Source organism: Intestinibacillus massiliensis (assembly GCF_900155735.1).
GTDB lineage: Bacteria > Bacillota > Clostridia > Oscillospirales > Butyricicoccaceae > Intestinibacillus > Intestinibacillus massiliensis.
Genome location: NZ_LT707059.1, coordinates 108,431 through 122,657, shown reverse-complemented (window position 1 = coordinate 122,657; position 14,227 = coordinate 108,431). Strand labels below are relative to the sequence as shown.

General features: G+C 58.6%; 11 protein-coding genes, 1 tRNA gene and 1 other RNA gene. 8 read left to right on the top strand and 5 right to left on the bottom strand.

From position 1 onward, the window contains the following. The first annotated feature begins 99 nt into the window (after positions 1-99). Positions 100-1,833: a substrate-binding domain-containing protein gene (locus CZ203_RS08510; RefSeq protein ID WP_159456435.1), complete on the top strand. Its 1,734-nt coding sequence runs from the start codon at positions 100-102 to the stop codon at positions 1,831-1,833. A gap of 107 nt (positions 1,834-1,940) precedes the next feature. Here CZ203_RS08510 and CZ203_RS08505 read toward each other — a convergent pair whose 3' ends face one another. Next, entirely contained in the window at positions 1,941-2,840 is a 900-nt protein-coding gene (locus tag CZ203_RS08505) for a radical SAM protein (protein WP_087065686.1), read from the bottom strand. Positions 2,841-2,962: 122 nt separating this feature from the next. Between CZ203_RS08505 and CZ203_RS08500 the strand changes: the two genes are divergently transcribed. Genes CZ203_RS08500 through CZ203_RS08490 form a run of 3 tightly spaced genes read left to right on the top strand, consistent with a single transcriptional unit; the run spans position 2,963 to position 4,832 of the window. Beyond that, positions 2,963-3,340 (top strand): GntR family transcriptional regulator, encoded by a 378-nt coding sequence (locus CZ203_RS08500; protein WP_087065685.1) that lies wholly within the window; start codon positions 2,963-2,965, stop codon positions 3,338-3,340. After that, a complete protein-coding gene (locus CZ203_RS08495; RefSeq protein ID WP_087065684.1) occupies positions 3,340-4,188 on the top strand; it encodes an ABC transporter ATP-binding protein in 849 nt (282 codons plus the stop codon). Before CZ203_RS08500 ends, CZ203_RS08495 begins: the two co-directional genes overlap by 1 nt. Next, entirely contained in the window at positions 4,185-4,832 is a 648-nt protein-coding gene (locus CZ203_RS08490; protein WP_087065683.1) for an ABC-2 transporter permease, read from the top strand. Before CZ203_RS08495 ends, CZ203_RS08490 begins: the two co-directional genes overlap by 4 nt. Before the next feature lie 42 nt (positions 4,833-4,874). Here CZ203_RS08490 and CZ203_RS08485 read toward each other — a convergent pair whose 3' ends face one another. Continuing rightward, positions 4,875-5,414, bottom strand: coding sequence for an ECF transporter S component (locus CZ203_RS08485; RefSeq protein ID WP_087065682.1), 540 nt, complete (start codon positions 5,412-5,414; stop codon positions 4,875-4,877). Between the two features lie 331 nt (positions 5,415-5,745). On the opposite strand from CZ203_RS08485, the gene CZ203_RS08480 reads away from it, so the two are divergent. Further along, entirely contained in the window at positions 5,746-7,020 is a 1,275-nt protein-coding gene (locus CZ203_RS08480; RefSeq protein WP_087065681.1) for a uroporphyrinogen decarboxylase family protein, read from the top strand. A gap of 130 nt (positions 7,021-7,150) precedes the next feature. Here the strand turns inward: CZ203_RS08480 and rnpB are convergent. Beyond that, positions 7,151-7,483, bottom strand: an RNA gene (rnpB, locus tag CZ203_RS08475) — RNase P RNA component class A. Between the two features lie 110 nt (positions 7,484-7,593). On the opposite strand from rnpB, the gene murD reads away from it, so the two are divergent. Continuing rightward, positions 7,594-8,967 (top strand): UDP-N-acetylmuramoyl-L-alanine--D-glutamate ligase, encoded by a 1,374-nt coding sequence (gene murD, locus CZ203_RS08470; RefSeq protein WP_087065680.1) that lies wholly within the window; start codon positions 7,594-7,596, stop codon positions 8,965-8,967. Between the two features lie 810 nt (positions 8,968-9,777). Here the strand turns inward: murD and CZ203_RS08465 are convergent. Together CZ203_RS08465 and CZ203_RS08460 are read right to left on the bottom strand one after the other, a co-directional pair. After that, positions 9,778-9,864 (bottom strand) — tRNA-Leu (locus CZ203_RS08465). Positions 9,865-9,933: 69 nt separating this feature from the next. After that, positions 9,934-12,210: a sensor domain-containing diguanylate cyclase gene (locus CZ203_RS08460; RefSeq protein WP_087065679.1), complete on the bottom strand. Its 2,277-nt coding sequence runs from the start codon at positions 12,208-12,210 to the stop codon at positions 9,934-9,936. Between the two features lie 342 nt (positions 12,211-12,552). Here CZ203_RS08460 and CZ203_RS08455 point away from each other — a divergent pair, with 342 nt between their 5' ends. Together CZ203_RS08455 and CZ203_RS08450 are read left to right on the top strand one after the other, a co-directional pair. Beyond that, positions 12,553-14,007, top strand: coding sequence for a trimethylamine methyltransferase family protein (locus CZ203_RS08455; RefSeq protein WP_207651265.1), 1,455 nt, complete (start codon positions 12,553-12,555; stop codon positions 14,005-14,007). Positions 14,008-14,020: 13 nt separating this feature from the next. Further along, positions 14,021-14,224 carry a hypothetical protein gene (locus CZ203_RS08450; protein WP_087065677.1) on the top strand — a complete coding sequence of 68 codons (204 nt, stop codon included), beginning with the start codon at positions 14,021-14,023 and terminating at the stop codon, positions 14,222-14,224. Positions 14,225-14,227: the final 3 nt, after the last annotated feature.

Sequence of the window (14,227 nt, the reverse complement as noted above, 5' to 3'; positions counted from 1 at the left end):
GGCTAAAAGCCCCGGAACCATGGGTTCCGGGGCTTTTTATATTGTAACTTCCCCCTTCGTGCGCGGCATGATAAAATCAGGATAAGGAGGTGCATGATGATGAAAAAATTGCTCCGCGGCGCGTTTGCCGCCCTGTTTGCCCTGGGCTGCCTGTCTGTTGGCGCGCTCGCTGCCGGCGAGGGGTTTTCTACGGTGCGCGTCGATCTCGCGCCGGACGCCGGGCTTCATATGAGTTGGCACGAGCAGGAGATGCTGCGCCTCCGCTACGCCGACGATAAGGCCCCGGTCCCGCTCTCCTTCTACTATGACGGCAGCGTTTTCGGCACGGTACCGGACGTATGGAAAGGCCGCCCGGTCGAAGCCTACCAGGCAGAAGGCCTGCAATTTACAGACAGCACTGCCGAATCCTCTTACCGCTTCCATTGGCTGATGGAGTTATCCCGCACCGGCGTGATCACCGGCAACGGGAAGGGGGAAGCCCTGCCCGGCCAGCCTATCACCCGCGCGGAAGCCGCCGCGATCCTGGTGCGCGCGCTTGGCGTGCCTATGGCGGACGGCGCCGCATCGGGCTATCGCGACGTGCCCGCGGACGCCTGGTACGCCCCCGCCGTCGCGACGGCCAAGGAATACGGTATCGTTGCCCCGGATACTTCCTTTGCGCCCGGCCGGCTGGTCAGCCGCGAAGAGCTCGTGACCATGGCCGCCCGCATGTTTGCGCGCCTCGGCATGGCACGCCTCGACCCGGACGCCGCGCCCGGTACCCTGTACCAGGATGCGGACGACATTTCCGGCTGGGCGCGGCCTGCGTATGCCGAATTCGAGATCACCTCATACGCATATTCCCAAACCGAAACGGATGAGGAGGGCGCGCCGTTGGTCTCCTACTACGCCCACCCGCAGCAGCCTGCGACCCGCGAGGACGCCGCCGAGCTGCTGGGGCGCAATATGGAAAACCGTCCGTGCTACCCGTCCGCGGCGGCGCGCGCCTTTGGCTTTGACCAGGCGATGCCGTCCATCGACGGCTCGACCTCGACCCATCCGTTTACCGATGCCGTTTACGGCGCCCTGTTCCGCAACGGCACGCACCATCCGCAGTATCCGGCAAAACACAGCAAAAGCCATGCGTCCTATGAGCGCCTGATTAACGGCGAAGTCGATATGCTGTTCGCATCGGTATATCCCGCGAGCGATATCCTCGCGCTGGCCAAGGAGAAGGGCGTGGAGTTGGAACTGATCCCGATCGCCTATGATGCAATGGTCTTTTTCACCAACGTGGGCAACCCCGCCACCGGCCTTACTTCCAAACAGATCAGCTCTATTTACGTGGACAACGCATACGGCAACTGGAGCGCGCTCGGCGGCCCGGACGCGCTGCTCTATCCCTATTGCCGCAACAACGACAGTGGCAGCCATGCGCAGATGGAGCGCCACTTCCTGGACGGGCACGAGATCCATCCCGCCATCCGCGCGGAAACGACTTCGCTTTCCATGCAAAGCGTGCTGACCGACGTGATCAGCGCCGAAACGCAGGAACCGCGCGGCTACGGCCTGGGCTACAGTATCTACTACTACTTCTGGAATGCGGACACCGTCCTCGGCACCGCGCACGACCTCAAGCTGCTCGCGGTCGACGGTGTGGCGCCGACCGATGAAACCATTGCGGACGGCTCTTACCCGCTGTCAAACAACACCTATGTTGTGCTGCGCGCGGATACCCCCGCGGGCGCGCCTGCGCGCCAGATGGCGGACTTTATGCTGACGGAAGCCGGGCAGGACTGCGTGCGCAGCGCCGGGTTCGGGCCGCTGTCCCCCGCCTCGCTGAAACCGCATTGACCCCCTCCGCCCGCGTCCCCCTCCGCGGGCAAACCAACCGCCTATCGTTGAAAAGGCGTGGGCTGTGTAATGTACACAGCCCACGCCTTTTGCATGCCCGGATGCGTTTAGCAAGACGGGGCTGTCCCCGTCCCGTCCCACGTGGGGATAAAGCTTTCGCCGATTGCTTCGCCTTCCTGCAAGTACCCGGCAAGCCCCAAATCCTGAAAAATCTCGACCGCATCGGCGTATTCCCGCTCGGTCAGCGTGCGGTCCAGCTCCGGGTAGTCCCGCTCCATGCCGAACGGCGTATACTGCCGCATCAGGCTGACGAGGATCCGATCCCCAAACCGTCCCGCCAGATGGCGCAGCACCTGCGCCGTGTCCCCGGCAAGCCCGGGCAGCATCAGGTGCCGTACCAGCACGCCGCGCACGAGCAGCCCTTCCCCGTCGAATACCGGCGCGCCGGCCTGCCGTACCATCTCCGCGACCGCGTCGGACGCCACCTCAAAGTAATCGTCCGCGCCGGAATACCGCGCGGCATAGTAGCTGCTGTAGTATTTGAAATCCGGCAGGTAAACGTCTACCAGGCCGTCCAGCAGCCGCAGGGTTTCCAGCGCTTCATACCCCCCGCAGTTATAGACGACGGGGATTTGCAGCCCGTCCGCTTTTGCCCGCCCCAGCGCGCGGGCGATGTGCGGCGCATAGTGCCCCGGTGTTACCAGGTCGATATTATGCGCTCCCTGCCGCTGCAAATCCAAAAAGATCGCCGCCAGCCGCGCTTCATCCACCGGCACGCCGCTCCCCTGCCGCCCGCTGATCGCGCGGTTCTGGCAATAGACGCACCCCAGCGTGCAGTGCGAAAAGAATACCGTCCCCGCCCCGCGTGTGCCGGACAGGCAGGGTTCCTCCCATTGGTGCAGCGCGGCGCGCGCCACATGTACCGTATTGTCCGCGCCGCAGAAGCCGCGCTGCCCTGCCGCACGGTCGACGCCGCACCGGCGCGGGCACAACATACATCCTTCCATCCCGATCCCCTCCTATTACCCAGTGTACCATAAAAACTTTTTCTGCAAAACCCCTTGACGCATCGTGTCTATTGTGTATAATGAGTATATACAATATTGTACCGGATCACAAGGAGGCACCCATGGACCTTATCATCAGCAATGCGGACGGGCGGCCCATCTACGAACAGATCGCAACACAGGTCAAAGGCTTGATCCTGACCGGCGGCCTGCGCCCCGGCGACGCCCTGCCATCCATGCGCACGCTTGCCAAGGATTTACGCATCAGTGTCATCACCACCAAACGCGCCTATGAAGAACTGGAAAACGACGGATATATTTATTCACAGACCGGGCGCGGCAGCTTCGTTGCGGAACGCAACCCGGAATTGCTGCGGGAAGAGCAGCTCCGTATCATTGAAACGCACCTGCAAAAGGCGGTGGACGCCGCACGGCTCGGGCAGCTCACCCTGTCCGAATTTCTGGATATCGCCACAACCCTGTTTCAGGAGGAATCATGATGGAAAACGCACTTGAAATCAAAAATCTCTGCAAGCGGTATGAACGCTTTGCGCTCGACCAGGTTTCCTTTACCCTGCCGCAAGGCTGCGTGATGGGGTTTATCGGCGAAAACGGCGCGGGCAAATCCACAACGATCAAAGCGGTGCTGAACCTCATCCGGCACGACAGCGGCACGGTCACCGTCCTCGGGATGGACAGCGTCAAGCACGACCAGGAGATCAAGCAGCTTTTGGGCGTCGTGCTGGAGGACAGCACCTTTCCCGCATTTTACCGCGCCAAGGATGTCAACGCCGTTTTGCAGGGCGCCTATCCGGCCTGGCACCCGGAACAGTTCTACGATTACCTCAAACGCTTCAAAATCGACGAACGTAAAAAAATCTCGGAGTATTCCAAGGGCATGCGCATGAAACTTTCGATCGCGGCCGCACTCTCGCATGAAGCGCGCCTGCTGCTGCTCGACGAGCCGACCAGCGGGCTTGACCCGGTCGTGCGCGACGAGGTGCTCGACCTATTTTGGGAGTTCCTGCAGGACGAAAACCATTCCGTGCTGATCTCCTCCCATATCACCAGCGACCTGGATAAGATCGCGGACTATATCACCTTTATCCATGAGGGGCGCATCCTGCTGTCCGAGCGGCGCGACGAGCTGCTGGATACGCTCAGCATCCTCAAATGCCCGGCCGGGGCGCTGGCCGGCCTCGACCCCGACGCCATCGTCGCAACGCGTACCGGCGCTTACGGCGCGGAAGCGCTCGTGCGCCGCAAGCACCTGCACGGCAACTACACGCTTGAACCCGTCAACATCGAACAAATCATGCTGTTTTTTACCAGAGGTGATCATAAATGAAAGCGATCCTGCGTTCCGACTTCCTGAATATGCTGCAATCCGCGAAGACCATGGGGATATTGGTCATATTCTTCGCCGCCCTCGCGCTATTCACGCAAAACGTCAGCTTCCTGGGCACCTTCCTGGTGATGGTCTGGCTGATCGTACCGTTTAACCTGTTCAGCTACGATACCGCCTACGGCTGGGATAAGCTGACGCTCTCCCTGCCCATCTCCCGCAGCAGCGTTATCCTGAGCAAGTATTTGCTTTGCGCCGGGCTCGGCCTGGCCCTGTTAGTATTTTCCGGCGCGGTGAGCGTCCTGTATTGCCTGCAGTATCCCGGCGAATCCCTGCCTTCCCTGTTTGCCATGCTGCTCCTATGTACCTCCGTGGCGCTGCTGCTCCTTGCGATCATGCTGCCGCTGGTCGTCAAATTTGGCGTGACGAAAGGGCGGTACATCCTGCTTGCCGTGGTCTGGCTCCCGATCCTGCTGCTGTTCTTCCTGAAGGGCAGCGGCACATCGAACCCGTTTGACGGGCTTGACGCCCTGCAAGCGGTTGGCCGCCTGCTCCCCTTTTCGGCGCTGCTGCTCGTCGTATGCCTTGCCTGCTATGCGGTGTCCGCGCTGCTGTCCATCCAAATCTACCGCCGCAAAGAATTTTAAAACAGAAGCCCGCCGGTTTCCCGGCGGGCTTTCCCCTGTCATTTATGCGGTTTTCCCGGACCAGGCGCGAAAGGTCGGGATCTTTTGCAGGACGGGCAGCAAAACCAGCGCGATCAGGATGCCGGAAGCGCCCTGCACGATGTTGAATATCACCCCGGCGCCCGCCGCCGTCGCAGCCGCGGCAAAGCCGCTGCCGGCAACCATCGTCATACCGGTTTCGTAAAGGTAGTAGCCGCCCACCATAACGGCTTCGCCAACCAGGCCGCCAAAAGCGATGCGCACGCTGTTTTTGCCGCGCAGGCCGCGGTAAAGCATGCCCGCCGCAACCGCCGTCAGCAGCTTGATCACCAGCGTGCCGAACGCATAGGAAACGTACCCGGAAAACAGGTCTGCCAGCATGGAGCCGATCCCGGCCGCCAGCCCGCCGATCCCCGGCCCCAGCAGCGCGCCGCACAGCAGCACCATGCCGTCGCCCGGGTGGATATATCCCATGGTTGGCGTGGGGATTTTTATCACCATGGTCGTCACGCAGGTGAGCGCTGCGAAAAGCGCCGCGACCACGAGCTTTTTGGTATCTTTCATTCGTTTTCCCTCCTGTCATGTCACCCAGTATACCGCCCGATTGGCTATATTAAAATGCTCAGTTTTCGTTTTTTTAACCATGCCAGTCAGGGGCGAGGCATCCGCCCGCCCCCTGCCGCCACACCGCCATGGCGCGGCGGGACTGCGCAGAAGCCCGCCGCTTTGATGCAGGAGAAGCGATACCCCTCCCTTTCGCTCCCCAAATTTCGCCATAGCAAATTATCGAAACATATTAGCAAAGAATCTTCTTCCTTTGCCTTCCCGCGTCCCCTATAATTAAGCCATCATAAAACAACAAAACAACGGATTTGTTTCAGGGGAGGAACCGACTATGACATCCCGGGAAAGAGTGCTTGCCGCCATCAACCACCAGCAGCCCGACCGCGTGCCGATCGATTTCGGCGCGACCGGCCAGACTGGCATCAGCGTTTGCGCGCTGGCCCGCCTGCGCGAATACCTTGGCCTGCCGAAAAAGGATATCGATGTTTTTGAAATCTGCCAGATGCTCGGCGTGGTCGACGAGGATGTCCGCCAGATGATGAAAGCCGACGTTATCGGCATGAACCATCCGGAGGACAGCCTGGGCGTTCCCTATACCGGCGAAAAAAAGGTATTTACCATGCCCGACGGCACCCCCGCCCTGGTCAACGCCGGGAATGAGTGGGATGTGCTGCCGGACGGCGGCATTAAAATGTACCCGCAGGGCGACCGCAGCGCGCCGCCGTCCATCTACATGCCCTCCGGCGGCTATTTCTTCGATATCATCGACCGCGCGCCCGAGTTTGACGAGGACGACCTGACCCCGCGCGAGGATTTCGAGAACTTTTTCTCCGTTATGAGCGATGAAACCGCGCGTTACTACGAGCAGGAGTCCCGCCGCCTTTATACAGAGACCGATTATGCGGTAATCGGCAACCTCGCAGGCGCGGGTTTCGGCGATTCGGGGGCGATCCCGGCGCCGTTTGAAAAACACCCCAAGGGCATCCGCAAATTCGACGAGTGGTGCATGGCGCAGCTCCTGTATCCCGACTATGTCAAAGAGGTCTTTGAGATGCAGACCGAATTCATGCTCAAAAACCTCGAAATCTACAAGCAGGCATGCGGCGATAATATCCAGATCGTCTGGATCAGCGGCACGGACTTCGGCACGCAGAATGCGGAGTTCATGTCCTCCGACCTGTTCAAGGAGCTGTATAAGCCCTATTACAAGCGCGTCTGCGACTGGGTGCACCAGAATACCCAGTGGAAGACCTTCTTCCATACCTGCGGCTGCGTGGTCAAGCTGCTCGACGACTTCGTGGACATGGGCATGGATATTATCAACCCCGTGCAGCTTTCCGCGGCAGGTATGGACGCGCACATGCTCAAGGAAAAGTACGGCGACAAGCTGGTATTCTGGGGCGGCGGCGTGGACACGCAGAGCATGCTGCCGAACGGCACACCGGACGAAGTCGCGGCGCAGGTTATCGAGCGCCTCGACGTCCTGTCCAAGGGCGGCGGCTATGTATTCAACACGATCCACAACATTGTCGGCGATACCCGTGCGGAAAATATCTGGGCCGCTTTCCACGCGGTACACGAATATAACGACAAGCACGCGCGATAATACCCCCTAACCCAACCAAGCCAAACGGCGCGGGCGCCCCTTCCCTCGGGGCGCCCGCGCCGTCGTTTCCGTTTTATAATAAAAGCGCAAGGGCACTGCCAAATCTGGCGGTATCCTTGCGCTTTTTCATGGTATGAGCAATTCTATAAGCCGGGTTCTGTATTGAGCGATCATCTATCTGGGACGCGCGTCGCCGCGCGCCTCAAGCCATCGGTCGGGACGGCCGGGCAAGCCATGGTCCCGGTTGATGTTGCTGCGGATAGAGTTTACAGGCCCCCCATGTTACCATGGGGCGCGGTGAGCTCTTACCTCGCCTTTCCACCCTTACCATATCGCTATGGCGGTATTTCTCTGTTGCACTATTCCTAGGGTCGCCCCCGGCAGACGTTATCTGCTATCCTTGCCCTGTGCAGCCCGGACTTTCCTCATGGCGCAAGCGCCACGCGACCGCCTGAATTGCTCATGCCCTTTATTATGACGGAAATCCTGTGTTTTGTCAAACCATATTCCTTGAAAATTATCTGAAAGGCGTGTAGAATAAAGGATACTGATTGTATTATTAGGAGGCGCTCTATGAATATCGGGCAGTACTTACAGGATATACAGGGAAAACAGATTGCGGTGATCGGCGCGGGCGTCAGCAACATGCCGCTCATCGGGCTGCTGCGGGAGGCCGGCCTGCCGGTGACCGTGCACGACAAAAAAACGGCCGAAGCGCTGGGCGGTCAGTATGAGGCGCTGTGCGCGCTGGGCGTGGAAACCGTGCTGGGCGAGTCCTATCTCGAAACCCTGCCGGAAGATATCATTTTCCGTACCCCCGGCCTGCATCCGCACCATCCGGCGCTCGAGGCCGCGCGTGCGCGCGGCGGCGTGGTAACCAGCGAGATGGAGCTGTTTTTTGAGGTCTGCCCCTGCCAGATTATCGGTATCACCGGTTCCGACGGCAAGACGACCACCACAACGCTCGTGTACGAGATGCTGAAGCATGCCGGCCGCACCTGCCATTTGGGCGGGAACATCGGCGCGCCGCTGCTGCCGAACGTCTCCCGGATGCGCGAGGGGGATATCGCAATCGTAGAGCTTTCCTCCTTCCAGCTCATGGATATGAAAAGCAGCCCCGCCATTGCCGCTATCACAAACCTCAGCCCCAACCATTTGGATTATCACAAGGATTTCAACGAATACGTGCTGGCAAAGACCAATATCTACATGCACCAGCAGCCGGGCGACCGCCTGATCCTGAACCTGGACGACGAAACCTCGATGCGCCTGCCCGCAGAGGACAACAGCGTCGTTTCCCTGTGCTCCATGCAGCGTCCGGTCGATACCGGCGCCTTCCTGCACGACGGCACGCTGTACCTGTCCTATATGGGCAATTCCCGCGCGCTGCTCGCGGCGGACGAGATCCGTATCCCGGGTATGCACAATGTGGCCAATATGCTGATGGCGTCCGCGATTGTACAGGGCATGTGCCCGGACGAGGACATCTGTGCGGTAGCGCGCAAATTCCCCGGCGTACCGCACCGTATCGAGCTGGTACGTGAAAAGGGCGGCGTGAAATATTACAACGATTCCATTGCGTCCAGCCCGTCCCGCACGATTGCCGGGCTCAACTCTTTTGCGGAAAAAGTGATCCTGATCGCAGGCGGGTACGACAAGCACATCCCCTACGACGCGCTCGGGCTGCCGATTTGCGAGCATGTAAAATCGCTCATCCTGACCGGCGCGACCGCGCCTAAGATCCAAGCCTGTGTGGAACAGGCGGACAGCGGCGAAAAACCCGCTATCCATTGTGCCGCCGACCTTGCCGACGCGGTAAAGCAGGCCGCGGCCATCGCGCGCCCCGGCGACGTCGTTATCATGAGCCCGGCCAGCGCATCCTTCGACGCCTTTAAAAACTTTGCTGAGCGCGGGGATACCTTCCGCGCGCTGGTGCAGGCGCTTTGACCCCCCAGCCCCATTTTCAACCGATAAACCGATAAAAGCCCCGTCAAACCTACGATTGTGTGGTTTGACGGGGCTTTCGCCTTATATCCCTTTTTATTCCACGTCATAATATATTAAAACTCCATTTACTTTATGGACATATTGTTTAAATCCTCTTTACATTTGTCGTCATTATATACATAAATCAACGTGTTATTATGTGCTATATTCATAAATTCCGACTCTAGCATTTTGTTGCACCATAGGGTATTATAATATCACAAAGAACGAAAGGAGGGAAACAGCATGAACGTAAAGGAATTTTTCCGTGGACTCGTCAGCGCACGCGAACTGGAACTTCGCATCAACAGGGTTCCTTCCCGTACGGGCAGGAAGTAAAACAACGTCATCCGAAAGGGGTCTTGAACAATGTTGAAAGAATTTTTTAACGGCCTGGTAAGTGCCCGTGAGCTGGAACTCCGTTCCACCAGGATACCTGCCTATAAAAATAAAAAGTAAAACCATCTCGATCAGAAAGGGGATTTCAAATGTTTAAAGAGTTTTTTAACGGCCTGGTAAGTGCCCGCGAGTTGGAATTAAGGGCAAACCGCATCCCGTCTAAGCGTATCAAGAAGTAAGGACGGGGATCGAAGATATGGGAACGGAACAGCCGCAGAACTAAAGCCTCCTGTTGCACTTTGCAGCAGGGGGCTTTTCATCTTTTAGCTGCAAAAGCCCTTGTACCGGGCAAACTATAAATCCTTTTCACCCGTACTTCGGTATAAAACATAAGGGAAGCCCCGTATTCCAATTGAATACGGGGCTTCCCTATGGTGCCGGTGACCGGACTCGAACCGGTACGCTGTTGCCAGCGGTGGATTTTGAGTCCACTACGTCTACCAATTCCATCACACCGGCAGGCACGATTTATTATAAACTACCCGGCCTTAAAAATCAAGTGGATTGCTGGAAAAAGCATGCTATGCATCAACCTTGCAAATCAAAGCAGGAGAACAGGTATGCCTGATGCTCCCCAGACCACGGTACCTTTGCAATATGGATACGCACCTCACGGGACAGCAAATAACTGAACATCGTGCCGCCGCCTTGCCCATCGTCCCGCATTTCCCGGAGCGGGCAATTTTCACAGGGCGCGCCCCGCTTAAAGAACGCCTCATAACAGCAGGTTTCTGGCGCCAGGCACGGCAGGAGCTCCTGCATTTTCCGGTTCATATACAGGATGCGGTGCGTTTCAGCTTCTACCGCATAAATCCAGCTATCCTGGTGATCCAGGATTGCCGTCAGGTTTTGCAGCATTTCCGAAGTGTGGCTTTGCGCACGGCTTTTGAGCAGGAAAATGCTGATGATCTCTGCAATCATGGAAAGCGCGCTGATTTGCTCCTGCGTCCAAAAGCGGTTCATACGGCATTCATCGAAGCCGACAAAGCCGCGGTTCCGGCCGTTATCGCGTATCGCACATTGCAGCAACGACTTGATATCCTGCTCCTGCAGCATGTCACGCGGGTTTGCGGGCAAGAGCCCGACATCGCGGCAGTAAAATACGCCGTTTTCGTCAAACAGGGTATAGTAATCGCCCAACAGCTCGGCATAGGAAACCTGCTGCAGGTTGTCCTTTTGCGGCTCGCAGTCGGCGCTGCACCATTCATAGGTATTATTGCAATAGGAACCGTCCGCGCTATCCTCGAAGACATAGACGCGGCTCACATCAAACTGCCGCCCGACGATCTCTAAAATCGGCGGGATCGCGGACATGATATCCTCCGACTGGTACAGCACATGGAATACATATTCCGCGAGCTGCGCCTTGATACTGGGGGCTTCCCGCTCGGAATCAATCGTCTTGCTCACGGCGGTACCATATCCGGCGCGCCCTTCCCGTGCGCCCAGGACAGGCAGTTCTGGCGAGTAGAAGGCAAACTGGTTTTTGCCCTTCATCTTTGCATGGTAGAGCGCGGTATCCGCCTTTTGGTAAATTGTCTGAAAATCCATGCCGTCGGCAGGGGCAAGGGAAATGCCGATGCTGCAGGAAAGGTTGCACCCCTCCTGCTGCGCGTTGAGTAAATGGGAAAAAGCATATAAAATGTCCTGTGCCTTGATCGGGATGGCGCCGATGTCGCTAATGTCTCGCATCAGTACGGCAAATTCATCCCCGCCGATACGCCCCAGCACGTCATGGCCGCGGAACATCTTTTGCAGCATCGCACCGATGTCCGACAGCATTACGTCGCCGCTCAAATGGCCGAATACGTCGTTGACATATTTAAAATCATCCACATCGATGATCATAAAGGCGCAAAGGTGCGCACTGTCCGCTTCGGAAATATAGCGCTCCGCGAGCGCCTGCGCCGTGCCCTTGTTATAAAGGCCGGTCAGCGTGTCCCGCTCCGCCCGCGCCAGCAAATTCTGCGCCGTACGCTTTTCTTCATCAATGTCTACGATGACGCCGATCGCCTTGGTAATGCGCCCGTCGCTGCCCTGCTGCGGCGTGACGCGCGCGCGGCACCAAATATATTGGCCGCTGTCCTTCATGATGCGGAACTCCACCTCGACATATGCCGGGGACGATGCAATGCGCTCCATGGCCTCGCGGATCTTCGGCAGGTCGTCCGGGTGCAGGTGCGTCGGCGCGGAAAACAAGCTGGTACTGATCTCGCTGCAAACCGGCCGGTAACCGAATTTCTTCTTCCAGTTCTGGGAAAGCACCAGGCTATCGCTTCCAATATCCCACTCAAATATAATGTCCGTGGTCTGATCCATGATGATTTGGTAGCGCTCAAAGCTCAGGCGCAACGCCTCAAGCGCCTGCTTGGTCTCCGTCTCATCGATCAGGATACAGCAAAAGACGGGCTTCCCGCCCTGTATCATGAGCTGCCCACGGTCGAGGACGGATATCAAGCGCCCATCCTTGTGCTTCACGCGGTATTCAATCTGCTTGGTATTGCCCTTTGCCATCTGCCGCCGGACGTCCGCCCAAGTGGCTTCTATGTCCTCCTGCCAGATCATCTCGGAGAAGCGGTTGTGAAAGCGGGTTTCAATTTCCTCCCGCGAATATCCGAACAGCGTCAAAAACCCATCGCTGTATTGGATGAGGTTCAGTTCCGGCGTCGCATCACAGGACATGATCCCGCCGGGCAAGTTATTGGTCAGCATGTTGAGGTCCCAGCTATTTTCCGGGGCGGGCACTGCCACGGCCACCGTTCCGCCCTTGCGCGCACGGCACTTGCGGATCCGCCTGATATTCATGCCGTCCCCCCTTTCGGAAATCCCATGTACGCCGGCGCGCACCCTTTTTCTGGTTACACGCCGTTATTGGTATGGGGCTTATGTAACAACCCGGACATCTGTCCCCATACAAGACGATGTATCTGGAATGTTATACTTATTTTACCTGATCCCGCCGCAGAACACAACTGCAAAAACAAAAATGTATCATCCCGCTGCTATACGGGTACAGCGCCATGATTGCGGGTTTCAGGACGTTTTTCGGAAACGGCCTGATTTCGCCCCGCCTGTCTTGACATATGACAAGTTTATGGTATATGATAGCGGGGAAAGACTGTTACCGTCTCAGGAAGGATGAAAAAAATGTTAAATGCGGCTGTAATGGGTACAGACGCCCTGGAACATATGAAAAACCGCGCGGAAGAATTGCTCGCTACGCGCGGTTTTACCATTGACCATAAGCTTTTGTGCGCCGTACTCGCCGAACGCGGCTGCCTGGTGGACGGCAACCGCGTCCGCATCCCCCGCGAGGTGCTGCGCCGCGCGGTCGCCGAAGTCCCGCGGCAGTTTACACTATACTCCCCTTCCGGGGAATACGACCTGCCGTTCCCCCGGCCGGACGGCGGTTTTTATACCCGCACCAATACCGGCGCGCCCAATTTTCGCACGGTGGACGGGGATACGCATGCGATCCGGCTGCACGAGGCCGACGCGTGGTTCACGCTGATCAACGCGCTCCCCAATATTGATTTCTGCGCGCTCCCCTCGGTCTCCGGCGACGAGGTGCCGCCCGAGGCGGTCGACCTGTGCACCCTCGAACGCGCCCTCAAATTTTCCAAAAAACACATCTGGGTACAGCCCTACGAAGCCAAAAACGTGCGCAGCCTGATCACGCTTGCCGCCGCGGCCGCGGGCGGGGCGGACAAGCTGCGGGAAAAACCGATCGTCAGCTTCATCTCCTGCAGCGTGCCGCTGCTTACCTTTAAGCACATGGACGCGGAGATCATCTACCGCTGCGCGGAAGCCGGCCTGCCGGTGCAGCCCTGTTCCCTGCCGACCGCGGGCGCAAACACGCCCGTCACCGCGCAGGGCACCGCGCTCGTATGCTGCGCCGAAGTGCTTGCGCAGATCGCCATGCTCGAGCTGCTGCACCCCGGCCTGCCCGTGATTGCCACGCCGCTGCCGTTTTCCATGGACATGATGACCACCTACACCCTGCAGTCCGCGCCCGAGACCACGCTCGGCCGCCTGCTGTGCATGCAGTTCTTTGAGCAGGGCTACGGCATCCCGGCGCACACCTACGCCACGGGCACGGACAGCCTGACATTGGACGGGCAAAACCTGATCGAGCGCACCTCCCTGGCGCATATGCTGGCGCTTTCCGGCGCTTCGGTGCTGGGCGGCGCAGGGCAGCTGGAAACCGCCAAAACGCTGTCCCCGCTCGCGCTGATTACAGACGACGAGATCTTCGGCATGGTGCAGCGCCTGCGCCGCGGCCTGACGGTCGACGACGAAACCCTGGACTGGGAAGAACTTTCCGGCGACCCGGAGGAGATTGCAGACGGCTTTATCATGACGGACCACACCCTGCGCCATTACGCCGAGACGACGCGCCCCGCGCTGTTCAGCCGCGTCGGCGTGCCGGTCTGGCAGGAACAGGGCTGCCCCACCATGGAAGACCGCGTCCGCGCGCGGTATCAAGAAATCATGGCCGACCCGGAACGGCTGGAACTGCCGCAGGAGCGTGCCCAGGCGATTGATGCCGCGCTTGCGCAGGGGCTGCGCGAGGTCGTCGGCACCGGCCGCGAAACATCGTAAGGGGGCGGTACCTGTGAAAGTAACAAAGACGGAAAAAATCTGGCTCGGGCTGACCGTCCTCTTTTTCGCACTCTATAACCTGCCCGGCGTGCCCGCCTACGGCGATGCGCGCGGCCTTCTGGTGCACGCGCTGCTGACCGTCCTACCCCTGTGGATTTGCGTCTATGCCGGGCTGTTCAAGGTGCTGCGCCGGTACAAGCTCAAAAAGAAGAAGTAGGAG

Bases quoted from the DNA above. Each gene is read 5' to 3' on its own strand.
- CZ203_RS08510 (WP_159456435.1), top strand. From the start codon at position 100: ATGAAAAAATTGCTCCGCGGCGCGTTTGCCGCCCTGTTTGCCCTGGGC.
- CZ203_RS08500 (WP_087065685.1), top strand. From the start codon at position 2,963: ATGGACCTTATCATCAGCAATGCGGACGGGCGGCCCATCTACGAACAG.
- CZ203_RS08460 (WP_087065679.1), bottom strand. From the start codon at position 12,210: ATGAATATCAGGCGGATCCGCAAGTGCCGTGCGCGCAAGGGCGGAACG.
- CZ203_RS08495 (WP_087065684.1), top strand. From the start codon at position 3,340: ATGGAAAACGCACTTGAAATCAAAAATCTCTGCAAGCGGTATGAACGC.
- CZ203_RS08455 (WP_207651265.1), top strand. From the start codon at position 12,553: ATGTTAAATGCGGCTGTAATGGGTACAGACGCCCTGGAACATATGAAA.
- CZ203_RS08490 (WP_087065683.1), top strand. From the start codon at position 4,185: ATGAAAGCGATCCTGCGTTCCGACTTCCTGAATATGCTGCAATCCGCG.
- CZ203_RS08480 (WP_087065681.1), top strand. From the start codon at position 5,746: ATGACATCCCGGGAAAGAGTGCTTGCCGCCATCAACCACCAGCAGCCC.
- CZ203_RS08485 (WP_087065682.1), bottom strand. From the start codon at position 5,414: ATGAAAGATACCAAAAAGCTCGTGGTCGCGGCGCTTTTCGCAGCGCTC.
- CZ203_RS08505 (WP_087065686.1), bottom strand. From the start codon at position 2,840: ATGGAAGGATGTATGTTGTGCCCGCGCCGGTGCGGCGTCGACCGTGCG.
- murD (WP_087065680.1), top strand. From the start codon at position 7,594: ATGAATATCGGGCAGTACTTACAGGATATACAGGGAAAACAGATTGCG.